Origin of the sequence: Nocardiopsis lambiniae (assembly GCF_031845465.1) — a bacterium.
Taxonomy (GTDB): domain Bacteria; phylum Actinomycetota; class Actinomycetes; order Streptosporangiales; family Streptosporangiaceae; genus Nocardiopsis; species Nocardiopsis lambiniae.
This window is the reverse complement of the sequence record NZ_JAVREP010000022.1, coordinates 65,869-86,811: the sequence shown is the minus strand read 5'-3', so window position 1 is coordinate 86,811 and position 20,943 is coordinate 65,869. Positions and strand designations below refer to the sequence as shown.

At 67.1% G+C, this 20,943-nt stretch carries 34 protein-coding genes; 1 reads left to right on the top strand and 33 read right to left on the bottom strand.

Going from position 1 to position 20,943, the window contains the following annotated elements:
- Positions 1 to 380 precede the first annotated feature (380 nt).
- The gene (locus RM479_RS23695) at positions 381 to 1,247 is read left to right on the top strand and encodes a hypothetical protein (RefSeq protein ID WP_311513914.1); all 867 of its coding nucleotides are present in this window, start codon (positions 381 to 383) and stop codon (positions 1,245 to 1,247) included.
- A gap of 257 nt (positions 1,248 to 1,504) precedes the next feature.
- On the opposite strand, the gene truA is transcribed toward RM479_RS23695, so the two are convergent.
- The 33 genes from truA to tuf all read right to left on the bottom strand — a co-directional run bounded on the left by truA (position 1,505) and on the right by tuf (position 20,878).
- Positions 1,505 to 2,353: a tRNA pseudouridine(38-40) synthase TruA gene (gene truA / locus RM479_RS23690; protein WP_311513913.1), complete on the bottom strand. Its 849-nt coding sequence runs from the start codon at positions 2,351 to 2,353 to the stop codon at positions 1,505 to 1,507.
- Between the two features lie 126 nt (positions 2,354 to 2,479).
- Positions 2,480 to 2,977, bottom strand: a complete 498-nt coding sequence (rplQ, locus tag RM479_RS23685; RefSeq protein WP_311513912.1) for a 50S ribosomal protein L17 — start codon at positions 2,975 to 2,977, stop codon at positions 2,480 to 2,482.
- A gap of 65 nt (positions 2,978 to 3,042) precedes the next feature.
- Positions 3,043 to 4,065 (bottom strand): DNA-directed RNA polymerase subunit alpha, encoded by a 1,023-nt coding sequence (locus tag RM479_RS23680; RefSeq protein ID WP_274809959.1) that lies wholly within the window; start codon positions 4,063 to 4,065, stop codon positions 3,043 to 3,045.
- Positions 4,066 to 4,250: 185 nt separating this feature from the next.
- Positions 4,251 to 4,655 carry a 30S ribosomal protein S11 gene (rpsK, locus tag RM479_RS23675; RefSeq protein WP_013156138.1) on the bottom strand — a complete coding sequence of 135 codons (405 nt, stop codon included), beginning with the start codon at positions 4,653 to 4,655 and terminating at the stop codon, positions 4,251 to 4,253.
- Positions 4,656 to 4,720: 65 nt separating this feature from the next.
- Positions 4,721 to 5,101, bottom strand: a complete 381-nt coding sequence (rpsM, locus tag RM479_RS23670; RefSeq protein ID WP_073382356.1) for a 30S ribosomal protein S13 — start codon at positions 5,099 to 5,101, stop codon at positions 4,721 to 4,723.
- A gap of 234 nt (positions 5,102 to 5,335) precedes the next feature.
- Positions 5,336 to 5,449, bottom strand: coding sequence for a 50S ribosomal protein L36 (gene rpmJ, locus RM479_RS23665; RefSeq protein ID WP_073382354.1), 114 nt, complete (start codon positions 5,447 to 5,449; stop codon positions 5,336 to 5,338).
- Positions 5,450 to 5,494: 45 nt separating this feature from the next.
- Positions 5,495 to 5,716 (bottom strand): translation initiation factor IF-1, encoded by a 222-nt coding sequence (gene infA / locus RM479_RS23660; RefSeq protein WP_013156135.1) that lies wholly within the window; start codon positions 5,714 to 5,716, stop codon positions 5,495 to 5,497.
- Positions 5,717 to 6,027: 311 nt separating this feature from the next.
- Complete coding sequence (locus RM479_RS23655) at positions 6,028 to 6,492, bottom strand: DUF1707 domain-containing protein (RefSeq protein ID WP_311513911.1); 465 nt, start codon at positions 6,490 to 6,492, stop codon at positions 6,028 to 6,030.
- A gap of 66 nt (positions 6,493 to 6,558) precedes the next feature.
- Positions 6,559 to 7,380 carry a type I methionyl aminopeptidase gene (gene map, locus RM479_RS23650; protein WP_311513910.1) on the bottom strand — a complete coding sequence of 274 codons (822 nt, stop codon included), beginning with the start codon at positions 7,378 to 7,380 and terminating at the stop codon, positions 6,559 to 6,561.
- Positions 7,380 to 8,042: an adenylate kinase gene (locus RM479_RS23645; RefSeq protein WP_274809963.1), complete on the bottom strand. Its 663-nt coding sequence runs from the start codon at positions 8,040 to 8,042 to the stop codon at positions 7,380 to 7,382. The genes map and RM479_RS23645 overlap by 1 nt, the downstream gene beginning before the upstream one ends.
- On the bottom strand, positions 8,043 to 9,356 hold the full coding sequence (secY, locus tag RM479_RS23640) for a preprotein translocase subunit SecY (protein WP_311513909.1): 1,314 nt from the start codon (positions 9,354 to 9,356) through the stop codon (positions 8,043 to 8,045). It lies immediately after the preceding gene.
- 285 nt (positions 9,357 to 9,641) lie between these two features.
- Positions 9,642 to 10,106, bottom strand: a complete 465-nt coding sequence (gene rplO, locus RM479_RS23635) for a 50S ribosomal protein L15 (RefSeq protein WP_311513908.1) — start codon at positions 10,104 to 10,106, stop codon at positions 9,642 to 9,644.
- The gene (gene rpmD / locus RM479_RS23630) at positions 10,103 to 10,288 is read right to left on the bottom strand and encodes a 50S ribosomal protein L30 (RefSeq protein WP_073382342.1); all 186 of its coding nucleotides are present in this window, start codon (positions 10,286 to 10,288) and stop codon (positions 10,103 to 10,105) included. The genes rplO and rpmD overlap by 4 nt, the downstream gene beginning before the upstream one ends.
- A 2-nt stretch (positions 10,289 to 10,290) precedes the next feature.
- Positions 10,291 to 10,893 (bottom strand): 30S ribosomal protein S5, encoded by a 603-nt coding sequence (gene rpsE / locus RM479_RS23625; protein WP_073382340.1) that lies wholly within the window; start codon positions 10,891 to 10,893, stop codon positions 10,291 to 10,293.
- Between the two features lie 51 nt (positions 10,894 to 10,944).
- Positions 10,945 to 11,325 carry a 50S ribosomal protein L18 gene (gene rplR, locus RM479_RS23620; RefSeq protein WP_274809966.1) on the bottom strand — a complete coding sequence of 127 codons (381 nt, stop codon included), beginning with the start codon at positions 11,323 to 11,325 and terminating at the stop codon, positions 10,945 to 10,947.
- Between the two features lie 2 nt (positions 11,326 to 11,327).
- On the bottom strand, positions 11,328 to 11,867 hold the full coding sequence (rplF, locus tag RM479_RS23615) for a 50S ribosomal protein L6 (RefSeq protein ID WP_311513907.1): 540 nt from the start codon (positions 11,865 to 11,867) through the stop codon (positions 11,328 to 11,330).
- A gap of 18 nt (positions 11,868 to 11,885) precedes the next feature.
- Positions 11,886 to 12,284 (bottom strand): 30S ribosomal protein S8, encoded by a 399-nt coding sequence (rpsH, locus tag RM479_RS23610; RefSeq protein WP_274809968.1) that lies wholly within the window; start codon positions 12,282 to 12,284, stop codon positions 11,886 to 11,888.
- 282 nt (positions 12,285 to 12,566) lie between these two features.
- The gene (locus tag RM479_RS23605) at positions 12,567 to 12,752 is read right to left on the bottom strand and encodes a type Z 30S ribosomal protein S14 (protein WP_073382333.1); all 186 of its coding nucleotides are present in this window, start codon (positions 12,750 to 12,752) and stop codon (positions 12,567 to 12,569) included.
- Between the two features lie 13 nt (positions 12,753 to 12,765).
- On the bottom strand, positions 12,766 to 13,341 hold the full coding sequence (gene rplE, locus RM479_RS23600) for a 50S ribosomal protein L5 (protein ID WP_274809969.1): 576 nt from the start codon (positions 13,339 to 13,341) through the stop codon (positions 12,766 to 12,768).
- On the bottom strand, positions 13,341 to 13,646 hold the full coding sequence (rplX, locus tag RM479_RS23595) for a 50S ribosomal protein L24 (RefSeq protein WP_274809970.1): 306 nt from the start codon (positions 13,644 to 13,646) through the stop codon (positions 13,341 to 13,343). Before rplX ends, rplE begins: the two co-directional genes overlap by 1 nt.
- Before the next feature lie 3 nt (positions 13,647 to 13,649).
- Positions 13,650 to 14,018: a 50S ribosomal protein L14 gene (gene rplN / locus RM479_RS23590; RefSeq protein WP_013156121.1), complete on the bottom strand. Its 369-nt coding sequence runs from the start codon at positions 14,016 to 14,018 to the stop codon at positions 13,650 to 13,652.
- 105 nt (positions 14,019 to 14,123) lie between these two features.
- On the bottom strand, positions 14,124 to 14,396 hold the full coding sequence (gene rpsQ / locus RM479_RS23585; RefSeq protein ID WP_311513906.1) for a 30S ribosomal protein S17: 273 nt from the start codon (positions 14,394 to 14,396) through the stop codon (positions 14,124 to 14,126).
- Complete coding sequence (rpmC, locus tag RM479_RS23580; protein ID WP_274809972.1) at positions 14,393 to 14,647, bottom strand: 50S ribosomal protein L29; 255 nt, start codon at positions 14,645 to 14,647, stop codon at positions 14,393 to 14,395. Before rpmC ends, rpsQ begins: the two co-directional genes overlap by 4 nt.
- A complete protein-coding gene (rplP, locus tag RM479_RS23575) occupies positions 14,647 to 15,060 on the bottom strand; it encodes a 50S ribosomal protein L16 (protein WP_274809973.1) in 414 nt (137 codons plus the stop codon). Before rplP ends, rpmC begins: the two co-directional genes overlap by 1 nt.
- Positions 15,061 to 15,063: 3 nt before the next feature.
- Positions 15,064 to 15,870: a 30S ribosomal protein S3 gene (gene rpsC, locus RM479_RS23570; protein WP_311513905.1), complete on the bottom strand. Its 807-nt coding sequence runs from the start codon at positions 15,868 to 15,870 to the stop codon at positions 15,064 to 15,066.
- A complete protein-coding gene (gene rplV / locus RM479_RS23565; protein ID WP_274810168.1) occupies positions 15,870 to 16,238 on the bottom strand; it encodes a 50S ribosomal protein L22 in 369 nt (122 codons plus the stop codon). The genes rpsC and rplV overlap by 1 nt, the downstream gene beginning before the upstream one ends.
- Positions 16,239 to 16,313: 75 nt before the next feature.
- The gene (rpsS, locus tag RM479_RS23560; protein WP_274809975.1) at positions 16,314 to 16,592 is read right to left on the bottom strand and encodes a 30S ribosomal protein S19; all 279 of its coding nucleotides are present in this window, start codon (positions 16,590 to 16,592) and stop codon (positions 16,314 to 16,316) included.
- 12 nt (positions 16,593 to 16,604) lie between these two features.
- Positions 16,605 to 17,444 carry a 50S ribosomal protein L2 gene (rplB, locus tag RM479_RS23555; RefSeq protein WP_073382314.1) on the bottom strand — a complete coding sequence of 280 codons (840 nt, stop codon included), beginning with the start codon at positions 17,442 to 17,444 and terminating at the stop codon, positions 16,605 to 16,607.
- A gap of 52 nt (positions 17,445 to 17,496) precedes the next feature.
- On the bottom strand, positions 17,497 to 17,787 hold the full coding sequence (rplW, locus tag RM479_RS23550) for a 50S ribosomal protein L23 (RefSeq protein WP_311513904.1): 291 nt from the start codon (positions 17,785 to 17,787) through the stop codon (positions 17,497 to 17,499).
- A complete protein-coding gene (rplD, locus tag RM479_RS23545; RefSeq protein ID WP_311513903.1) occupies positions 17,784 to 18,458 on the bottom strand; it encodes a 50S ribosomal protein L4 in 675 nt (224 codons plus the stop codon). The genes rplW and rplD overlap by 4 nt, the downstream gene beginning before the upstream one ends.
- Positions 18,459 to 18,461: 3 nt before the next feature.
- Entirely contained in the window at positions 18,462 to 19,112 is a 651-nt protein-coding gene (gene rplC / locus RM479_RS23540; protein WP_274809978.1) for a 50S ribosomal protein L3, read from the bottom strand.
- Between the two features lie 12 nt (positions 19,113 to 19,124).
- Positions 19,125 to 19,433 carry a 30S ribosomal protein S10 gene (gene rpsJ / locus RM479_RS23535; RefSeq protein WP_014908366.1) on the bottom strand — a complete coding sequence of 103 codons (309 nt, stop codon included), beginning with the start codon at positions 19,431 to 19,433 and terminating at the stop codon, positions 19,125 to 19,127.
- Between the two features lie 251 nt (positions 19,434 to 19,684).
- Positions 19,685 to 20,878, bottom strand: a complete 1,194-nt coding sequence (gene tuf / locus RM479_RS23530; RefSeq protein WP_274809979.1) for an elongation factor Tu — start codon at positions 20,876 to 20,878, stop codon at positions 19,685 to 19,687.
- Between the last annotated feature and the right edge of the window lie 65 nt (positions 20,879 to 20,943).

Below are 20,943 nucleotides of genomic sequence, written 5' to 3'. Positions count from 1 at the left end.
GCCCCCTTCCCCCGGTTCCGCCGGGACGACCGCAGGGCGGACCGTTCCCCCCGGGGCAGCCCCAGTCGCCCCCGGGACAGACGCAGGGCGGACCGTTCCCTCCGGCAGCGCAACCCGGCGCTCCGATGCCGCCCGGCCCTCAGCACCCCCCGTACGCGCAGCCGACCGGCGGCCGGCCGCCGATGGCACCGCGCCCGACCGGCCCCCAGGTGGCCCCCATGGGCCCGGGTGTGACCGCCCCTCCCGGCCAGATCCCGGGGCAACCGCCCCAGGCACCGCCGCCCCCCTATGCCGCCCCCACCGGCGGCCTGCCGTCGATGGCACCGCAGCCGGGCGCTCCGATGGGGCCGCCGCCCGGTGCGATCCCTCCGGGACCGCCCGTGCCGGCGGCCCCCGAGCCGGTCTTCCCGGACGACGCGATGGGCGCCACCCAGCACATCCACGCCGTTCCGGCGATGGGCCGCGGCGACAGCCGCCCGATGTTCCGGGACGAGGTCCCCGAGGACGCCGGCGCGGACACGGCCCAGTTCGACGTCCGGGCGGTGAACGACTACGACGGGTACGAGGATGACGGGTACGACGACTACGACGACGGGTACGACGGTTCGAGGGCCAAACGCCGCAAGGCCCTGATGATCGGCGGGTTCGTCGCCGCGACCGTCATCGCGGCCGGTGGGATGTTCTTCCTCGCCAGCGGCGGCCTGGGCTCCGACGGCGAGGGCAACGCCACCACGGTCGCCACCGAGGAGGACGACCCGGGGGCGCTGTCCGTCGAGAACCTCTTCCCCGAGACGTTGGAGGTCGACGGCCACGGGTCCTTCACCCGTGTCGCCGTGAACGACGAGGAGGACTGCTCCGTCGGCGCCCACGGCGACTACGGCACGGTGCTCGCCGACAACGGCTGCCGCCAGCTGATCCGCGCCTCCTACCTGAGCGAGGACGAGGGCCGGGCCGTCACCATCGGCATCGCCGCGATGTCCGATGAGGACAACGCCGCCACGGCCCTGGACGCGCAGAAGCTGGAGGACTCCCAGTGGTTCGCCGGCCTGGCCGGCGACGAGGGCACCCCCGCCGAGCGCCTGGGCTACGCGGGCGGCCACGGCAGCGGCGGCCAGTGGGGCCGCTACCTGCTCTTCTCCCTGGCCACCAACAGCGATGGCGGCCAGGAGGACGCCGACGGGCTGGCCCCCGTCAGCGAGGGCTTCCTGGAGGAGGCCTACGAGCGGCTGTCGGAGGACCGCGGCTGATCCACCCCGACCACACCGGAGGGGGCGTCCGTTCGGACGCCCCCTTCTCTGTCGGTCGCACCTCCGGCTCGGGACCTCCCGTCGGCCGCCGCCCCGTGGGAGGGGCCCCACCGACGGTGTCGCCGCGACCGGCCGCCCGAGGAACGGGAAGGGATCGGAGCCGCGGCGACCGCCACGCCGGCGCCCCCACGGCCGGTGGTCCTTCCGAGGACGTCTTCTCCGCCGGTCTCCCGAACCCCGCGTGGGCCCTCGCGCCCCTATCCGGTGTGTCCGGGACAGGGCAGCTCGCGGACCCGGCGGGTGGCGACCGCGCGGGCGGCCAGCTCCTCGTCGGCGGGGTAGCGCACCTCCTCCAGACTCAACCCCTGGGGGCCCACCACGTGCACCGCCGGATCGCGTACCCCGGCTCCCAGCACCTCGGCCGGCCAGCCGATGTCACGGCGTCCGTCGCCGACCGCCAGCAGCGAGCCGACCAGCGCGCGGACCATGTTGTGGCAGAAGGCGTCGGCCTGGATCGTGCCGTGCACCAGGTGCTCGTCGACGCGGGTCCACTCCAGCCGCAGCAGTTCGCGGATCGTCGTGGCGCCCTCCCGCCTCTTGCAGAAGGCCGCGAAGTCGTGTTCGCCGCGCAACCGCGCGGCGGCCGCGTTCATCCGGTCCACGTCCAGCCGGTTCTTGTGCCACAGCACGTCCCGACGCAGCAGCGGGTCCACCCCGTGAGGCGCGTCGCCGACCCGGTAGAGGTAACGACGGAACAGGGGTGAGAAACGGGCGTCGAACCCGGGCGGCGCGGGACGGGCGGCGGCCACCCGCACGTCGGGCGGCAGCACCCCGGCCAGCCGGCGCAGGACCCGCTCGCCTTCGCGCTCCCACGTCCCCACGGGGACGTCGGCCTGGGCGACCTGCCCCCGGGCGTGCACGCCGGCGTCGGTGCGCCCGGCACACGTCAACGACACCTCGGGCAGGCGCAGCACCCGGGCCAGGGCGGACTCCAGTTCGCCCTGTACGGTGCGCCGGTTCGGCTGCACCGCCCACCCGGAGAAGTCCGTGCCGTCGTAGGCCACGTCGAACCGGATCCGCATCGTCGGCTCCGGTGCCTCGTTCATCTCATCCGTCACATCGGTCCCATCGACGAGGGGCGGGAGGAAACACGAGTGCCCGACCCCCCTCGGGATCGGGCACTCGATCGATCGGCGCGCACCCGGGGTGCCCCCGTGTGCCTCACGGCCGATCTACTTGCTCTCGGAGCTCTCCTCGGCCGGGGCCTCGGCGGCCTCGGTGGCCTCCGTGGTCTCCTCGGCCTCGGCCTTGGTCTCCTCGACCTTGGTCTCCTCGACCGGCTCGGCCGGAGCGGCGGCGGCCGGCTTCGGGGCCAGGGCCTCGACCAGCTCGATGATCGCCATGGGGGCGTTGTCGCCCTTGCGCGGACCGATCTTGGTGATACGGGTGTAGCCACCGGGACGGTTCTCGTAGCGCGGGCCGATCTCGGTGAAGAGCTCGTGCACCACGGACTTGTCCGTGATCTTGGTCAGCACCTGACGGCGGGCGTGCAGGTCACCGCGCTTGCCCAGGGTGATCAGCTTCTCCGCGTAGGGGCGCAGGCGCTTGGCCTTGGCCTCGGTGGTGCGGATGCGGCCGTGCTGGAACAGCGAGGTGGCGAGGTTCGCCAGGATGTGCCGCTCGTGAGCGGGCCCGGAACCCAGACGGGCGCCCTTGGTAGGCGTGGGCATGGTGTCGTTCTCCTAGTGATGCGGTCCACGGCCGCACTCGGCCGGGGACCATGGGGCGACGAAGGTCAGTACTGCTCCGTCTCGACGAAGGACTCGCCCTCGTCGTCATCGGAGCCGAAGGAGTCGGCCGCGGTGCCGGGGTCGAATCCGGGCGGGGAGTCCTTCAGCGACAGGCCCATGTCGACGAGCTTCTGCTTGACCTCGTCGATGGACTTGGCACCGAAGTTGCGGATGTCCAACAGATCCTGCTCGGAGCGGGCAACCAGCTCACCAACGCTGTGGATGCCCTCACGCTTGAGGCAGTTGTAGGACCGGACCGTGAGGTTGAGGTCCTCGATCGGCAGCGCCAGGTCGGCCGCCAGGGCGGCGTCCGTCGGCGACGGGCCCATGTCGATGCCCTCGGCGTCGACGTTGAGCTCGCGGGCCAGACCGAACAACTCCACCAGCGTCTTGCCCGCGCTCGCCACGGCGTCACGGGGACGGATGGCGGGCTTGGTCTCGATGTCGACGATCAGGCGGTCGAAGTCGGTGCGCTGCTCGACACGGGTGGCCTCGACCTTGTAGGTCACACGCAGGACCGGCGAGTAGATGGAGTCGATCGGGATCCGACCGATCTCCTGTCCGGCCTGCTTGTTCTGCGTCGCCGAGACGTAACCGCGGCCGCGCTCGACCGTCAGCTCCATCTCCAGCTTGCCCTTGCCGTTGAGGGTGGCGATGTGCAGCTCGGGGTTGTGCACCTCGACACCGGCCGGCGGAGCGATGTCCGCGGCGGTCACCACACCAGGGCCCTGCTTGCGCAGGTACATCAGCACCGGCTCATCGTGCTCGGAGCTGACGACCAGACCCTTGAGGTTGAGGATCATCTCGGTGACGTCCTCCTTGACCCCGGGCACGGTGGTGAACTCGTGCTCGACGCCCTCGATGCGGATGCTGGTGACAGCGGCACCGGGGATGGAGGACAGCAGGGTCCTGCGCAGAGAGTTACCGATGGTGTAGCCGAAACCCGGCTCCAGCGGCTCGATGACGAACTTCGAGCGCAGGTCCGAGATGACTTCCTCGGTCAGCGTGGGACGCTGTGCGATCAACATGGTCCGTGTTTCCCTTCCACATGGCCGCCCGCTATTTGACGACCACCTGACGGGCACCGGCGAGGTGCCCGCTTCCCACTCGGATTCCTACCCGCCCGCGCGGTCCCGGGATCCCCCGGGGCCGACGCGGGTTCAAGCGCGGCGGGGCGCCCGCGCGGATAGGGCCGCGGGCGCCTCGGCCGGGATCAGACCCGGCGGCGCTTGGGCGGACGGCAGCCGTTGTGCGGCACCGGGGTGACGTCCTGGATCGAGCCGACCTCCAGCCCGGTCGCCTGAAGCGAACGGATGGCGGTCTCGCGGCCCGAGCCCGGACCCTTCACGAAGACGTCCACCTTGCGGACGCCGTGCTCCTGGGCGCGGCGGGCGGCGGCCTCGGCGGCCATCTGCGCGGCGTAGGGGGTCGACTTACGCGAACCCTTGAAGCCCACCTGACCGGAGCTGGCCCACGAGATCACGGCACCGGTCGGGTCGGTGATGCTCACGATCGTGTTGTTGAACGTGCTCTTGATGTGAGCGTGTCCGTGGACAATGTTCTTCTTTTCCTTGCGGCGCACCTTGCGCGCGGCACCCTGACGGCCCTTAGGCGGCATGAGCGAAACTCCCAGAGATCATCGGTCCGTTGTGTTCTCGGACGCGGTCGAAAGGTCCGAGCGGACTACTTCTTACCGGCCTTCTTCTTACCGGCCACGGTCTTCTTCTTGCCCTTGCGGGTACGCGCGTTGGTCTGGGTGCGCTGACCGCGGACCGGGAGGCCACGGCGGTGGCGGATGCCCTGGTAGCTGCCGATCTCCATCTTGCGACGGATATCGCCCTGCACCTCGCGGCGCAGGTCACCCTCGACCTGGTAGTTCGCGCCGATCCACTCGCGCAGCTTGACCAGGTCCTCTTCGGACAGCTGGTACACGCGGGTGTTGCCGTCGACACCGGTTTCCTTCAGGGTTTCGAGCGCGCGGGTGCGGCCGATCCCGAAGATGTACGTGAGAGCGATCTCCACCCGCTTGTCGCGGGGAAGGTCGACGCCTTCAATACGTGCCATGTGGGCGAAACTCCATCCATGCCTTCACGGAGGTCTGACCCGTTCCACCCTCTCGTCGCCCAATCGACGAGGCCCCGGCCTCCGACCGGGGGTTCTCCCCGGGCCGCCCGCGCTCGGCGGTGCGTTCCCGGAGATCGGAACAGGTTGTTCAATGTGCGATGCGGTCCCGCATCGGGGAAGTCCTTCCCCGATCGGACCCGTACGGCGTAAGCCGCGGCCGGCGGACCGGGGTGATTAACCCTGGCGCTGCTTGTGCCGCGGGTCCGCGCAGATGACCATGATCCGACGGTTGCGACGGATCACGCGGCACTTCGCGCAGATCTTCTTGACGCTCGGCTTGACCTTCATGGTGACTCCGAACTCGGAGCCGCCCGGCCCAGAGGCCCGGACGGTCTACTTGTAGCGGTAAACGATGCGCCCGCGCGTGAGGTCGTACGGGCTCAGCTCCACGACGACGCGGTCGTCGGGGAGAATACGGATGTAGTTCATCCGCATCTTGCCGCTGATATGGGCAAGGACCTGGTGCCCGTTGTCGAGCTCTACCTTGAACATCGCGTTGGGTAGGGACTCGACAACGGAGCCCTCGATCTCGATGGCGCCGTCTTTCTTGGCCATGTCCTCCACGCCTCGCTCATCAATTGGTCGATCATGACAACCCGACGCGACCCCGGTGTCCCTTCGACATGACGCGAAGGCACCGACGACGGGGGGACCCGCGTCGCCGACACCGAGGACACTGGAAGTTCGGGCCAACTGCAAGAGCGATACGTCACTGGAAGGACGTGATGCGAAGAAGGCAGACTGACCCAACAGCCCGCGTATGGGCAATGACAGTCTATCCCCTCGGAGCAACCACTCCGGACGACGACCCGAACGGCCTCAGGGAGAACAACGCCGCCGGCGATCCTCTTCCCGGAAGGGTCGCCTCAGACGTCGCCGCGTTCGTCCCTGCGCCCCTGCCCACCGGCGAGCACCCCGACCGTGACGACACCCATCACGATCCCCCAGGGACCCAGCACCCAGAGGAACCACGGGTAGTCGTACTCCGTGGTCAGGAAGAGGATGAGCCAGATCACGAAACACAGGACGTTGACCCCGGCGTAGAGCATCCAGGGCACCATCAGCGCCGGGTCCCGCAGGGTCATGGGCGGCACGGCCGCCCCCTCCTCCCAGCGGGGCACCGCGCCGCGGACCTCGGCGAGGTCGCGCTCGGGCAGATCACGGGTGACGAGGGCGAGTTCGTCGACGGTCCGGGACTTGTAGGCGAGACCGAGGCGCTCGGTGAACTCCTCGTGGTCCAGGCGCCCCTGCGCGAAGTGCTCCTGGAGGAGCTGCGCCACACGGTCACGATCGGCATCGGACGTTCGGGTCGACGGAACCGGGTCGGACACTGCGCGCACCTCGCATCCCGTGAGTGATGACGCCCCCGCCGAAGGCGGGAGCGGTCCGCCCCTCCGTTACCAGGAGGGCTGGACGAACCCCATCTGGGATATCTTATCCCGGTTCGACTCGCGTGCGGTGAGCACGAGAGGGCCGTCGGCGGTGATCGCGACGGAGTGCTCGAAGTGCGCGGCCCGCTTGCCGTCCCGGGTCACGACCGTCCAGCCGTCGTCGAGCTGGACGACGTCCTGTCGTCCCAGGGTGGTCATCGGTTCGATGGCCAGGCACATGCCCTCGACGAGCTTGAGGCCCTTGCCCCGACGCCCGTGGTTGAGCACGTGCGGCTCCATGTGCATCTCGGTGCCGATGCCGTGGCCACCGTACTCGCGGACGTTGCCGTAGCCGCCGTTGTGGGAGATATGGTGGTCGATCGCGTGACCGATGTCGCCCAGGCGCTTACCGGGCCGGAGTTCGGCGATGCCCTGCCACATGGACTCCTCACAGACCTCCATCATGCGCAGGTCCTCGGGACGGGCCTGTCCGACCGCGACGGTGATCGCCGAGTCGCCGTGCCAACCGTCCAGGACGGCCCCGCAGTCCATGGAGATGATGTCGCCGTCGGCCAGCACCCGTTCGGCGCTGGGGATCCCGTGGACGACCTCCTCGTTGACGGAGGCGCAGATGGAGCCGGGGAAGCCGTGGTAGCCCTTGAAGGAGGGGACGGCCCCCGCGTCGCGGATGACCTTCTCCGCCAGGGAGTCCAGTTCCAGGGTGGACACCCCGGGCCGCACCGCGGCCCGGAGGGTGTCCAGGGCGCGGGCCACGACCTGGCCCGCCGCCCTCATCCCGGCGATCTGTTCCGGCGTCTTGATCTGTACGCCGTTGGCCTTGCCGAACATCAGGAACCGGCCCCGGCCTTCTCCCGAATGGCGTCCATGGCGCGGCCGGTCACCTCGGCCACGGGACCCGTGGCCGCGATGGTCGCCAGCAGGCCCTCGTTCTCGTAGTACTCCACGAGGGGGGCGGTCTGGTCGCGGTAGACCTTCAGCCGGTGGCGGATGGTCTCCTCGCGGTCGTCGTCACGCTGGTACAGCTCGGCACCGTCGTCGTCACAACGCCCCTCGACCTTCGGGGCGTCGTACTCGACGTGGTAGACCCGGCCGCACTGCGGACAGGAGCGGCGGCCCGAGAGCCGACGCACGACCTCGTCCTCGTCGACCCGCAGTTCCAGCACGACGTCCAGACGGGTGTCCAGGTCCCGGAGCATGCCCTGGAGCGTCTCCGCCTGGGGCACGTTGCGGGGGAATCCGTCGAGCAGGAAGCCCTCCACCGCGTCGTCCTGGGCGAGGCGGTCCTTGACCATGGCGTTGGTGACCTCGTCGGGGACGAGGTCACCGCGGTCCATGTACTCCTTGGCCTTCTTACCGAGTTCCGTGCCACCGCTGACGTTCGCCCGGAAGATGTCGCCTGTGGACACCTTCGGGATGGACAGCTCGGCCGCGAGGATCTGGGCCTGGGTGCCTTTGCCGGCCCCGGGCGGTCCCACCAATACAGCGCGCATTTATCGCAGAAAACCTTCGTAGTTCCTCTGCTGGAGGTGACTCTCGATCTGCTTCACCGTGTCCAGCCCGACACCGACCATGATCAGGATGCTCGTCCCGCCGAACGGGAAGTTCGCGTTGGCACCGGTGGCACCGAGCGCGACCATCGGCAGGAGCGCGATCACACCCAGGTACAGAGAGCCGGGAGTCGTCAGCCGGGTGAGCACGTAATCGAGGTACTCGGCGGTCGGACGCCCTGGTCGGATACCCGGGATGAACCCACCGTACTTCTTCATGTTGTCGGCGACCTCAGTGGGGTTGAAGGTAATCGCGACGTAGAAGAACGCGAAACCGACGATCATCACGAAGAAGGTCGCCATGTACACGGGGTGTGTACCGGTGAGGAAGTACGTGGAGATGAAGTTCACCACGGGGTTGTCCGAGTCCTGGCCCAGCAGGCCGACCAGGAGCTGGGGGAGGTACAGCAGCGAGGAGGCGAAGATCACCGGGATGATGCCGGCCTGGTTCACCTTGAGGGGGATGTAGGTCGAGCTGCCGCCGTACATGCGACGTCCCACCATCCGCTTGGCGTACTGCACCGGGATACGGCGCTGCGCCTGCTCCATGAAGACCACGGCGGTGATCAGGGCCAGACCGGCGATGCAGATGACCGCGAAGATCCAGATGGAGCGCTCCTGGTAGAGGCCCATGATCGAGGAGGGGAACATCGCGACGACCTGGGTGAAGATCAACAGCGACATGCCGTTGCCCACACCGCGCTCGGTGATGAGCTCGCCGAACCACATGATGATGCAGGTACCGGCGGTCATGACGAAGACGATGGTGACCAGGGTGATGATGTCCTGGTTCGGCATGTAGGAGCCGACCGGGATGGCCCCCTGGAACAGGGCGCCGGTCCGGGCCATGGCGACGATGCTGGTGGCCTGGAGAACCGCGAGCATCAGCGTCAGGTAGCGGGTGTACTGGGTGATCTTGGTCTGCCCGGACTGTCCCTCCTTCTTGAGGGACTCCAGACGGGGGATCACCACCGTCAGCAGGTTGATGATGATGCTCGCGGTGATGTAGGGCATCACACCGAGCGCGAACACCGCCAGTTGCAGGAGGGCGCCACCACTGAACAGGTTGACGAGCGCGTACACACCGGACTGGTCGCCCGCCGTGATCGCCTCCATCTGGTCACGGATCGCCGCGGAGTTGATACCCGGCGCGGGGATCACCGAACCCAGACGGAACAGCGTCAGGATGAACAGCGTGAAAAGCAACTTGTTACGCAGGTCGGGCGTGCGGAATGCACGAACGAACGCACCTAGCACGTCTCCTCCTGCGCGGCTTCGGCGGCGGAACGGATTCCAGACATCGCGGCCGATCCTGAATCGTCGTTGAACGTCAGCCCCGGGCGGTCGCCCGGTGCTCGGAAGTACTCACATTACGTCAAGCGGTGAGGTCAAACAGATGGCACTGTAACAGTCATCACCGTGCTATTGAGTTCGTGAGTCATAACGATCATCACTCACAAGCACACAGGGCGCCCGCCGGCCCGATCGTTCACCGATCCGGACCGGGCGAGCGCCCCTGTGTGCGCATGCGGGGGTCGACCCCTACAGCTCGGTGACGGTGCCACCGGCGGCGGTGATCTTCTCCTTCGCCGCGGAGGAGAACGCGTTCGCGCTCACCTGCACGGCGACGGTGATCTCACCGGTGCCCAGCACCTTGACGAGCTGGTTCTTACGGACGGCGCCCTTGGCCACCAGCGTCTCCACGGTGACCTCACCGCCCTCCGGGAACAGCTCGCTCAGCCTGTCCAGGTTGACGACCTGGTAGGTCTTCCTGAACCTGGCGTTGCTGAAGCCCTTGAGCTTCGGCACCCGGCGGATGAGGGGCATCTGCCCACCCTCGAAACCGGGACGGACGGTGTTACGAGCCTTGGTGCCCTTGGTACCGCGACCGGCGGTCTTACCCTTGGACGCCTCGCCGCGACCCTTGCGGATCTTGGCCTTGTTGGCGCCCGGGGCGGGCCGCAGGTGGTGCAGCTTGAGCAGCTCGTCGGGGTTGTAGTCGCTCATTCCGCGACCTCCTCGACAGTGACCAGGTGCGAGACGATCGTAAGCTGGCCGCGCACCTCGGGACGGTCCTCACGGACGGTGGACTTGCCGATCCGGCCAAGACCGAGCGACTGGAGAGCAGCGTGCTGCTTCTTCTTGCCACCGATCTTGGAACGGGTCTGCGTGATCTTGAGCTTGGCCATGGTCAGGCTCCTGCCTTCGCCTCAGCGCGAGCGCGCAGCATGGCGGCCGGGGCGACGTCCTCGATCGGCAGACCACGACGGGCGGCGATCTCCTCGGGCTGGTTGAGGCCCTTGAGCGCCGCCACCGTGGCGTGCACGATGTTCAGCGGGTTGGACGACCCGAGCGACTTGCTCAGGATGTCGTGGATGCCGGCGCACTCCAGGACGGCGCGCACGGGACCACCGGCGATGACGCCGGTACCCGGGGCGGCCGGACGGAGCAGGACGACGCCGGCGGCGGCCTCACCCTGGACCCGGTGCGTGATCGTGCCCTGGATGCGGGGGACGCGGAAGAAGTTCTTCTTCGCCTCCTCGACACCCTTGGCGATCGCGGCCGGGACCTCCTTGGCCTTGCCGTAACCGACACCGACCATGCCGTTGCCGTCACCGACGACGACCAGAGCGGTGAAGGAGAAGCGACGGCCGCCCTTGACGACCTTCGCGACCCGGTTGATGGTCACGACCTTCTCGATGTAGGAGACACCCTTGTCTGCGGCGCCGCCGCGGCGATCGTCACGGCGATCACGCCGCTCGCCACCGGCGCCGCGCCGCGGTGCTGCAGCCATCAGTGGTTCCTCTTCTCGTGGTTGATCTCAGCCTTTACAGAGGTCATACGCCTAGAACTCCAGCCCGCCCTCGCGCGCCGCGTCGGCGAGCTTGGCGATTCGGCCGGCGTACTGGAACCCACCGCGGTCGAAGACCACGGAGGAGATGCCGGCGGCCTTGGCACGCTCCGCGATGAGGCGGCCGACCTGGGCTGACTTGTCCGACTTGGTGCCGTCGAAGGCACGCAGGTCGGTCTCGACGCTGGAGGCGGCGACCAAGGTGTGACCCTTGGAGTCGTCGATGACCTGGGCGACGATGTGCTTGGAGGAGCGGAACACGGCCAGGCGCGGACGCTCGGCGGTGCCGAAGATCTTCTTGCGAACGCGGAACTGACGGCGCGCACGGGAGGTCGCGCGCTTGGCGGTCCGCTTGCGGGTCACGGTGATGCCCATGCCTACTTACCAGCCTTTCCGGCCTTGCGGCGGATGTGCTCACCCTGGTACCGCACGCCCTTGGCCTTGTACGGGTCCGGCTTGCGCAGGCTGCGAATGTTCGCGGCGACCTGACCCACGAGCTGCTTGTCGATGCCCTCGACGTGGAGGAGCGTCGGCTTCTCCACGCGGAAGGTGATGCCCTCCGGGGGTTCCACCACGACCGGGTGGCTGTAGCCCAGCGAGAACTCCAGGTTGGAGCCGCGGGCCTGGACCCGGTAACCGACGCCGTGGATCTCCAGGGTCTTGGCGTACCCCTTGGAGACGCCCTCGACCAGGTTCGCCAGCAGAGCACGGGTCAGACCGTGCAGCGAGCGGTTCTCCGGCTTGTCGTCCGGGCGCGCCACGGTGATGACACCGGCGTCGTCCCTGGAGACGACGATCGGCTCGGAGACGGTGTGCTTGAGTTCGCCCTTCGGCCCCTTGACAGTGACGTCTTGCCCGTTAATCGTGACTTCGACGCCCTTGGGGGCCGAGATCGGCAGTCGACCGATACGCGACATGCTTCAATCTCTCCCTGGTTACCAGACGTAGGCGAGGACTTCGCCGCCAACGCCGTTCTTCTTGGCCTGCTTCTCCGTCATCAGGCCACCGGACGTCGAAATGATCGCCACACCGAGGCCACCGAGGACCCGGGGCAGGTTCTCCTTCTTGGCGTACACCCGCAGACCGGGCTTGGAGACCCGGCGGATGCCCGCGATCGAACGCTCCCGGGTGGGGCCGTACTTCAGGTCCAGGACGAGGTTCTTGCCCACCTGGGCGTCCTCGCTCCGCCACCCCTGAATGAAGCCCTCCTGCTGGAGGATCTCGGCGATGTGCGCCTTGATCTTGGAATACGGCATCGCCACGGTGTCGTGGTAAGCCGAATTCGCGTTACGCAGACGCGTCAGCATGTCTGCGATCGGGTCGGTCATCGTCATGGCCGACTGGCCCTTCCTCACCGCGGTTTCCGTGTGCGGGCCTTTCCAGAACCCTCTCCCCCGGGCCTGAACCCAAGGGGACGCACCAGCCGGACCTTCGGCGTGGTCGTGGGCACCGCGGTCCCTGTCGGGACTGCCGTGCCCTGATTGGTTGAAATCATGCTGTTCCGCACGCCCGGGAGGGCGACGGAAGCTTCTTCGAGGCGCCGGAAGGGCGCCTCGGGGGGCCGACCGTCGTACGCGTCGTCTCAGGGGACGGACGCGGGTCGGCCCCGCCGGGGACTACCAGCTCGACTTGGTGATACCGGGCAGCTCGCCCCGGTGGGCCATCTCGCGGAAGCAGATACGGCACAGGCCGAACTTCCGGAAGACGGCGCGCGGGCGACCGCACCGCGAGCATCGAGTATACGCGCGAACGCCGAACTTCGGCTTCCGCTGCGACTTGGCGATCAGAGCCTTCTTAGCCATGTGTGCTTATCCCTCAGGCTTCCTTGAACGGGAAACCGAGCCGCTTGAGCAGGCTGCGGCCCTGGTCGTCGTTGATCGCGCTGGTGACGACGGTGATGTCCATCCCACGCACGCGATCGACCTTGTCCGGGTCCACCTCGTGGAACATGACCTGCTCGGTCAGACCGAAGGTGTAGTTGCCGTTCCCGTCGAACTGCTTCGGGGACAGGCCTCGGAAGTCCCGGATACGGGGCAGGGCCAGCGAGAGCAGCCGGTCGAGGAACTCCCACATCCGGTCGCCGCGCAGCGTGACGCTGGCGCCGATCGGCTGACCCTCGCGCAGCTTGAACTGCGCGATGGAGTTCTTCGCACGGTTGATCCGCGGCTTCTGCCCGGTGATCGCCGACAGGTCGGCGATCGCGCCCTGAATGAGCTTCGCGTCACGCGCCGCCTCGCCGACACCCATGTTGACCACGATCTTCGTCAGACCGGGGACCTGCATGATGTTGGCGATGCCGTGCTCTTCCTTGAGCGCCGAAACGATCTCGTTCCGGTACTTCTCCTTGAGCCGCGGCATCGGCGGGGCCGTGATGTCGTTGGTAACCGTCATCAGATGTCCTTACCGGTGCGGCGGGAGACCCGAACCTTGGTTCCGTCTTCCTCGAAGCGGTAGCCCACCCGGGAGGCCTTGCCGTCCACCACGAGCGCAACGTTGCTCACGTGGATGGGGGCCTCCTTGGTGACGACCTCGCCCTGCTGGCCGCCCGCCGGGTTGGCCTTCCTGTGCTTCTTGACCAGATTGACGCCCTCGACGACGACACGGTCCTCCTTGGGCAGGGCCTTGACGACCTTGCCCGTGGCACCCTTGTCCTTGCCGGCGATGACGATGACCTCGTCGCCAGATTTGATCTTCATCGCCTACAGCACCTCCGGCGCAAGCGAAATGATGCGCATGTACTTCTTGTCCCGCAGTTCGCGGCCCACCGGGCCGAAAATACGGGTGCCTCGCGGGTCCCCACCGTCCTTGATGAGCACGGCAGCGTTCTCATCGAAGCGGATGTAGGAGCCGTCGGGCCGGCGGCGCTCCTTGACGGTGCGCACGACAACGGCCTTGACGACGTCGCCCTTCTTGACTCCAGCGCCAGGCAGGGCGTCCTTCACCGTGGCGACGATCGTGTCGCCGATCCCGGCGTAGCGCCGACCCGAGCCACCGAGAACACGGATGGTGAGAATTTCCTTCGCACCCGTGTTGTCGGCGACCTTGAGTCGCGACTCCTGCTGAATCACGTCTGCTCCTGATGTGATGCGTGCGGTCCACTGCCGCACGGCTAGGTGGTCTGCACCCCTCGCGCCGGCGGCCGACAACGGATGTCGGCCGCCGACAGGCTGGGGTTACTTAGCCTTCTCCAGGATCTCCACGACGCGCCAACGCTTCGTCGCGGAGAGCGGCCGCGTCTCCATCACTCGGACGCGGTCACCGACGCCACAGGAGTTCGCCTCGTCGTGCGCCTTGTACTTGGTCGTCCGACGGATGACCTTGCCGTACAGGGCGTGCTTCACGTGGTCTTCGACCTCGACGACGACGGTCTTGTTCATCTTGTCGCTGACGACGTAGCCCTCGCGCACCTTGCGGTGGCTGCGTGCCTCGGTCTGGTTCTCACTCATTCGGCTGCTTCCTTCGACTCCTGCGCCGACTCACCAGACAGCGGGGCGATCCCCAGCTCGTGCTCGCGCAGGATCGTGTAGATCCTGGCGATCTCGCGCTTGACGGTGCGCAGACGGCTGTGGTTGTCGAGCTGACCGGTCGCGGCCTGGAAGCGGAGGTTGAAAAGCTCGGCCTTGGCTTCCTTGAGCTTGGCGGCCAGGTCCTCAAGGGACTGGTCGCGGAGCTCCTGGGCAGTCACGGACTTTGCCATCACTCCCCCTCCCGCTTAACGAACTTGCACTTCATCGGGAGCTTGTGCATCGCACGGCGCATGGCCTCCTTGGCCACGTCCTCGGGCACGCCCGACAGCTCGAACATCACACGGCCGGGCTTGACCGGCGCGACCCACCACTCCGGGGAACCCTTACCGGAACCCATACGGACCTCGGCGGGCTTCTTGGTCAGCGGACGGTCCGGGAAGATGTTGATCCAGACCTTGCCGCCACGGCGAATGTGACGCGTCATGGCGATACGAGCGGACTCGATCTGCCGGTTGGTCACGTAAGCCGACTCCAGAGCCTGGATGCCGAACTCACCGAAGTTGACGGTCGTGCCGCCCTTGGCCTTGCCGCGCAGGTCCGGGTGGTGCTGCTTGCGGTACTTGACCTTACGAGGAATAAGCACTGGTCAGCTCCCCTCGGACTGAGCGGACTCGGCCGGGGCCTTGGCCTCGGCGTTCTGCGGCTGACCGCCACCGGCACCACCGCGACGACGGCGCTGCGGACGCTCGCGGCGCTGACCGCCGCCACCGCCACCGCCGCCACCGGCAGAGCGCTGCGCGGCCTGGGCCGCCTCGCGCTCGGCGCGGGTCACCGGAGCGTCACCCTTGTAGATCCAGACCTTCACGCCGATGCGGCCGAAGGTCGTGCGGGCCTCGAAGAAGCCGTAGTCGATGTCGGCGCGCAGCGTGTGCAGCGGAACGCGACCCTCACGGTAGAACTCCGAGCGGGACATCTCGGCCCCACCCAGACGACCACCGCACTGGATCCGGATGCCCTTGGCACCGGACTTGATCGCGGTCTGCATGGCCTTGCGCATCGCGCGGCGGAAGGCCACGCGACTGCTCAGCTGCTCGGCGACGCCCTGGGCGACCAGTTGCGCGTCGACCTCCGGGTTCTTGACCTCGAACACGTTCAGCTGGACCTGCTTGGCGGTCAGCTTTTCGAGGTCGGTCCGGATGCGGTCGGCCTCCACGCCGCGGCGGCCGATGACGATGCCCGGCCGGGCGGTGTAGACGTCGACGCGAACGCGGTCACGGGTGCGCTCGATCTCGACCTTGGAGATGCCCGCGCGCTCCATGCCACGGGTCAGCATCCGACGGATCGCGACGTCTTCCTTGACGTAGTCCTTGTAGGACTTGTCGGCGTACCAACGGCTCTTGAAGTCGGTGGTGATGCCGAGGCGGAACCCGTGCGGGTTAACCTTCTGTCCCACTATCGGGTCCTTTCCTTCGTCTTGGACGAGGCGCCCGAGCGCTCGGCGACGACCACGGTGATGTGGCTCGTACGCTTGGTCACCCGGAAGGCGCGGCCGAAGCCCCGGGGACGAATGCGCTTCAGGGTCGGACCCTCGTCCACCCACGCGCGCTCGACCACCAGAGACTCGCGGTCCAACTTGTCATTGTGCTCAGCGTTGGCGATGGCACTGGCCAGTACCTTGCCAACAGGCTCGCTCGCTGACTGGGGCGCGAACCGGAGCACCGCCTGTGCCTCGTCAGCGGGCAACCCGCGAATAAGGTCCACCACCCGGCGGGCCTTCCGGGGCGTAACACGGACGAACCGTGCCTGTGCCCTCGTTCCCATCGCTTTTCCCTCGCTCACGGAAATTCATCTCCACTCACCGTGGAGAAAGTGGTTCTTAACTGCCTGGTGTAACCGCTAACGGCGGCTACGGCGGTCTTCCTTGACGTGGCTGCGGAAAGTACGCGTGGGAGCGAACTCGCCGAGCTTGTGGCCGACCATGGACTCGGACACGAACACGGGAACGTGCTTGCGACCGTCGTGGACGGCGATGGTGTGGCCGATCATCTCCGGGATGATCATGGACCGACGGGACCACGTCTTGATGACGTTCTTGGTGTTCGCCTCGTTCTGCGCTTCCACCTTCTTGAGAAGGTGGTCGTCGACGAACGGACCCTTCTTCAGGCTACGTGGCATCAGACGTGCTCCTTACCGCTTCTTCTTACCGCTACGCCGACGCCGAACGATCAGCTTGTCGCTGGCCTTGTTCTTGGCCCGGGTCCGGCCTTCCTTCTTGCCCCAGGGGCTGACCGGGTGACGACCACCCGAGGTCTTGCCCTCACCACCACCGTGGGGGTGGTCGACCGGGTTCATGACCACACCACGCACGGTCGGGCGCTTGCCCTTCCAGCGGGAGCGGCCGGCCTTGCCCCAGTTGATGTTGGACTGCTCGGCGTTGCCGACCTGGCCGACGGTGGCGCGGCAGGAGATCTCGACCATGCGCATTTCGCCGGAGGGCATACGCAGCGTGGCGTACCTGCCCTCCTTGGCCAGGAGCTGGATCTGCGTACCGGCGGAGCGGCCCAGCTTGGCACCGCCACCCGGCTTCAGCTCGACCGCGTGCACGAACGTACCCGTGGGGATGTTGCGCAGCGGGAGGCAGTTGCCGGGCTTGATGTCGGACTGCGGACCGTTCTCGACGCGGTCGCCCTGCTTGAGGCCGGCGGGCGCCAGAATGTAGCGCTTCTCACCGTCCACGTAGTGGAGCAGGGCGATGCGAGCGGTGCGGTTCGGGTCGTACTCGATGTGAGCGACCTTGGCCGGCACCCCGTCCTTGTCGTGGCGACGGAAGTCGATCACGCGGTAGGCGCGCTTGTGACCGCCACCCTGGTGACGGGCGGTGATACGACCGTGGCCGTTACGGCCGCCCTTGGAGTGGAGCGGACGGACCAGGGACTTCTCCGGCTCCGAGCGCGTGATCTCGACGAAGTCGCTCACGCTGGAACCGCGACGACCCGGTGTCGTCGGCTTGTACTTACGAATGCCCATCTTCTTCGCGCATTCCTTTACGTGTTACTAGGTGTGGAGCGGTCAGACCGGTTTACCGACCGAAGATGTCGATCCGCTCGCCTTCGGCGACGCTGACGATCGCACGCTTCGTGTCGGGGCGCTTACCGAAACCGAAACGGGTGCGCTTGCGCTTGCCCTTGCGGTTGATCGTGTTCACCCCGGTGACCTTGACCTCGAAGATCTGCTCGATCGCGATCTTGATCTGGGTCTTGTTGGAGTCCGGGTGGACGATGAACGTGTACTTGTTATCGTCCATGAGCCCGTAACTCTTCTCCGAGATCACCGGCTCGATGATGATGTCCCGCGGGTCGGGGATCCTCACTGGTCGTCCTCCTCGGACTGAGCAGCGGCCTTGACGTCGCCGGAGGCGTGAGCCAGGAACTCGGTGTAGCCCGCCTCGGTGAAGACGATGTCGTCCGCGTAGAGGACGTCGTACGTGTTCACCTGGTTGGCGTCGAGGATGTGCACCTCTTCGAGGTTGCGCAGAGCACGACGGTTGTGCTCGTCCTCGCGGGCCAGGACGACCAGGACCTTGTCGGACTCGGTCACCTGGCGGAGCGCCTTGAAAGCGGTCTGCGTGAGCTTGGCGTCGGCGTCCTCGGCCACGAAGTGGCTGATGACGTGGATACGGCCGTGACGCGCCCGGTCGGAGAGGGCACCGCGCAGGGCGGCGGCCTTCATCTTCTTCGGGGTGCGCTGGCTGTAGTCACGGGGCTGAGGCCCGTGGACCGTGCCACCGCCGGTGTACTGCGGAGCGCGGATGGAGCCCTGGCGGGCGCGACCCGTGCCCTTCTGGCGGTACGGCTTCTTACCACCACCGCGGACTTCACCGCGGGTCTTGGTGGAGTGAGTGCCCTGGCGGCCGGCGGCCATCTGGGCGTTCACGACCTGGTGGATCAGCGGAATGCTGACCTGCTGGGCGAAGACGCTCTCCGGCAGCTCGACGCTGCCGTTGGCGCCGCCCTCGGGGTTCTTGACCTCGATCTGGGCCATGGCTTACTTGTCCCCCTTCACAGCGGTGCGGACGAGCACCAGACCGCCGTTGGGACCGGGAACAGCACCCTTGACCAGGATGAGGCCCTTCTCCGCGTCCACGGAGTGAACGGTCAGGTTCTGGACGGTCTTGCGCACGTTGCCCATGCGCCCGGCCATCCGCATGCCCTTGAAAACGCGGCCGGGCGTGGCGCAGCCGCCGATGGAACCGGGAGAGCGGTGCTTGCGCTGCGTGCCGTGCGAGGCGGAGAGACCACGGAAACCGTGGCGCTTCATCACACCGGCGAAGCCCTTGCCCTTGCTCTTACCCGTGACGTCGACCTTCTGGCCGCTCTCGAAGAGGTCCGCGGTGAGCTCCTGGCCGAGCGTGTACTCGGTGGAGTCGGTGGTGCGGACCTCGACGTAGTTGCGACGCGGGGTCAGGTCGTTCTTGCGCAGGTAGTCGCCGAGCGGCTTGTTGACCTTGCGCGGGTTGATCTGCCCGTAACCGATCTGAATGGCGGAGTAGCCGTCGGTGTCCGGGGTCCGGATCCGGCTCACGACGCACGGACCGGCCTTCAGAACCGTCACGGGCACCATCTTGCCCGTGTCGTCGAAGACCTGGGTCATGCCGAGCTTTTCGCCCAGAACTCCCTTGATCTGCTTGGTGGCCATGTCTGTGCGTCCTTAAAGCTTGATCTCGATGTCAACGCCGGCCGGGAGGTCGAGACGCATGAGCGAGTCGACCGTCTTCGGCGTGGGGTCGATGATGTCGATCAGCCGCTTGTGGGTGCGCATCTCGAAGTGCTCGCGCGAGTCCTTGTACTTGTGCGGCGATCGGATGACGCAGTAAACGTTCTTCTCCGTCGGCAGCGGCACCGGGCCCGCGACCTGTGCGCCAGTTCGCGTCACAGTCTCGACGATCTTCTTCGCCGAGCTGTCGATGACCTCGTGGTCATAGGCCTTTAGCCGAATGCGGATCTTTTGTCCCGCCATGTGGCCTGTTCGTCCTTCGCTTCAGTGTCCGTAACGGTGAGCTGTCCGGTCACAGAAGCCCAGGCCTGGCGGAGTCCGCCGTACAGCCGTGAGCCCCTATTCCCTTGAGAAACCGCAACAGGGCTTGCCCCTGCGGTGCGTCACCGTCACAGAGCCCGATGACGTCTTTTCGTTGTGGTGGGCGGGCCGCCGTCGGGGGCGGCCCGCCCACCACGCCGGGTCGGTTCCGGAAGGAACCTCCCCCGCGTGTGCTACTTGAGGATCTTGGTGACGCGACCGGCGCCCACGGTCCGACCACCCTCGCGGATGGCGAACTTCAGGCCCTCTTCCATCGCGACCGGCTGGATCAGGTTGACGGTCATCTCGGTGTTGTCACCGGGCATGACCATCTCCGTGCCCTCCGGCAGCGTCACGACGCCGGTGACGTCGGTGGTGCGGAAGTAGAACTGCGGGCGGTAGTTGTTGAAGAACGGCGTGTGGCGGCCACCCTCGTCCTTGGACAGGATGACGACCTGGGCCTCGAACTCCGTGTGCGGGGTGGTCGTGCCCGGCTTGATGACGACCTGGCCGCGCTCGACGTCCTCGCGCTTGATGCCGCGCAGGAGCAGACCGACGTTGTCGCCGGCCTGGCCCTGGTCGAGCAGCTTGCGGAACATCTCGACACCGGTGACCGTGGTGGTCTGCTTGTCGTCCTTGATACCGACGATGTCGACGGTCTCGTTGACGTTGACGATGCCGCGCTCGATGCGACCGGTGACGACGGTGCCGCGACCGGTGATCGAGAAGACGTCCTCGATCGGCATGAGGAACGGCTTGTCGGTGTCACGCTCGGGCTCGGGGATGTACTCGTCCACGGTGCCCATGAGCTCCAGGACGGACTTGCCCCACTCCGGGTCGCCCTCAAGGGCCTTCAGCGCGGAGACCTTGGTGACGGGGATGTCGTCACCGGGGAACTCGTACTCGCTGAGCAGCTCGCGGACCTCAAGCTCGACGAGCTCGAAGATCTCCTCGTCGTCCACCATGTCGGCCTTGTTCAGGGCGACGACGATGTAGGGGACGCCGACCTGGCGGGCCAGGAGCACGTGCTCCTTGGTCTGCGGCATCGGGCCGTCGGTGGCGGCCACGACCAGGATCGCGCCGTCCATCTGAGCGGCACCGGTGATCATGTTCTTCACGTAGTCCGCGTGACCGGGGCAGTCGACGTGGGCGTAGTGACGCGCCTCGGTCTGGTACTCGACGTGAGCGACGGAAATGGTGATGCCGCGCTCGCGCTCCTCAGGAGCGTTGTCGATGTCCTCGAACGGGGTGAAGGGGTTGATGTCCGGGTACGCGTCGTGCAGCACCTTGGTGATGGCTGCGGTCAGCGTGGTCTTGCCGTGGTCAATGTGACCGATGGTGCCGATGTTGACGTGCGGCTTAGTCCGCTCGAACTTTTCCTTCGCCACTGAAAGTCTCCTAGACGTACAGAGCTATCTGGGATCCGGCACCCGCCCAGAAGGGCGGGACCGGC

Coding starts and splice junctions, on each gene's coding strand:
- rpsE (WP_073382340.1), bottom strand. CDS start 10,893: ATGGCTGCAGCACCGCGGCGCGGCGCCGGTGGCGAGCGGCGTGATCGC.
- rpsS (WP_274809975.1), bottom strand. CDS start 16,592: ATGCCACGTAGCCTGAAGAAGGGTCCGTTCGTCGACGACCACCTTCTC.
- rplO (WP_311513908.1), bottom strand. CDS start 10,106: ATGAGCGACTACAACCCCGACGAGCTGCTCAAGCTGCACCACCTGCGG.
- rpmC (WP_274809972.1), bottom strand. CDS start 14,647: ATGGCAAAGTCCGTGACTGCCCAGGAGCTCCGCGACCAGTCCCTTGAG.
- rplV (WP_274810168.1), bottom strand. CDS start 16,238: ATGGGAACGAGGGCACAGGCACGGTTCGTCCGTGTTACGCCCCGGAAG.
- map (WP_311513910.1), bottom strand. CDS start 7,380: ATGTTCGGCAAGGCCAACGGCGTACAGATCAAGACGCCGGAACAGATC.
- rpsK (WP_013156138.1), bottom strand. CDS start 4,655: ATGCCGCCTAAGGGCCGTCAGGGTGCCGCGCGCAAGGTGCGCCGCAAG.
- rplR (WP_274809966.1), bottom strand. CDS start 11,325: ATGGGCATCACCGTGACCCGCAAGCGGACCGCCAAGCGCGCGACCTCC.
- rpsH (WP_274809968.1), bottom strand. CDS start 12,284: ATGACGATGACCGACCCGATCGCAGACATGCTGACGCGTCTGCGTAAC.
- infA (WP_013156135.1), bottom strand. CDS start 5,716: ATGGCCAAGAAAGACGGCGCCATCGAGATCGAGGGCTCCGTTGTCGAG.
- truA (WP_311513913.1), bottom strand. CDS start 2,353: ATGAACGAGGCACCGGAGCCGACGATGCGGATCCGGTTCGACGTGGCC.
- rpsQ (WP_311513906.1), bottom strand. CDS start 14,396: ATGAGTGAGAACCAGACCGAGGCACGCAGCCACCGCAAGGTGCGCGAG.
- rpsJ (WP_014908366.1), bottom strand. CDS start 19,433: ATGGCGGGACAAAAGATCCGCATTCGGCTAAAGGCCTATGACCACGAG.
- rplE (WP_274809969.1), bottom strand. CDS start 13,341: ATGACGGTTACCAACGACATCACGGCCCCGCCGATGCCGCGGCTCAAG.
- rplD (WP_311513903.1), bottom strand. CDS start 18,458: ATGGCCCAGATCGAGGTCAAGAACCCCGAGGGCGGCGCCAACGGCAGC.
- RM479_RS23605 (WP_073382333.1), bottom strand. CDS start 12,752: ATGGCTAAGAAGGCTCTGATCGCCAAGTCGCAGCGGAAGCCGAAGTTC.
- rplX (WP_274809970.1), bottom strand. CDS start 13,646: ATGAAGATCAAATCTGGCGACGAGGTCATCGTCATCGCCGGCAAGGAC.
- rpsM (WP_073382356.1), bottom strand. CDS start 5,101: ATGGCACGTATTGAAGGCGTCGACCTTCCCCGCGACAAGCGGGTGGAG.
- rpmD (WP_073382342.1), bottom strand. CDS start 10,288: ATGGCCAAGCTCAAGATCACGCAGACCCGTTCCAAGATCGGTGGCAAG.
- rplF (WP_311513907.1), bottom strand. CDS start 11,867: ATGTCGCGTATCGGTCGACTGCCGATCTCGGCCCCCAAGGGCGTCGAA.
- RM479_RS23680 (WP_274809959.1), bottom strand. CDS start 4,065: ATGTTGATCGCACAGCGTCCCACGCTGACCGAGGAAGTCATCTCGGAC.
- rpmJ (WP_073382354.1), bottom strand. CDS start 5,449: ATGAAGGTCAAGCCGAGCGTCAAGAAGATCTGCGCGAAGTGCCGCGTG.
- rplQ (WP_311513912.1), bottom strand. CDS start 2,977: ATGCCCACGCCTACCAAGGGCGCCCGTCTGGGTTCCGGGCCCGCTCAC.
- rplC (WP_274809978.1), bottom strand. CDS start 19,112: ATGGCCACCAAGCAGATCAAGGGAGTTCTGGGCGAAAAGCTCGGCATG.
- rplB (WP_073382314.1), bottom strand. CDS start 17,444: ATGGGCATTCGTAAGTACAAGCCGACGACACCGGGTCGTCGCGGTTCC.
- RM479_RS23645 (WP_274809963.1), bottom strand. CDS start 8,042: ATGCGCGCTGTATTGGTGGGACCGCCCGGGGCCGGCAAAGGCACCCAG.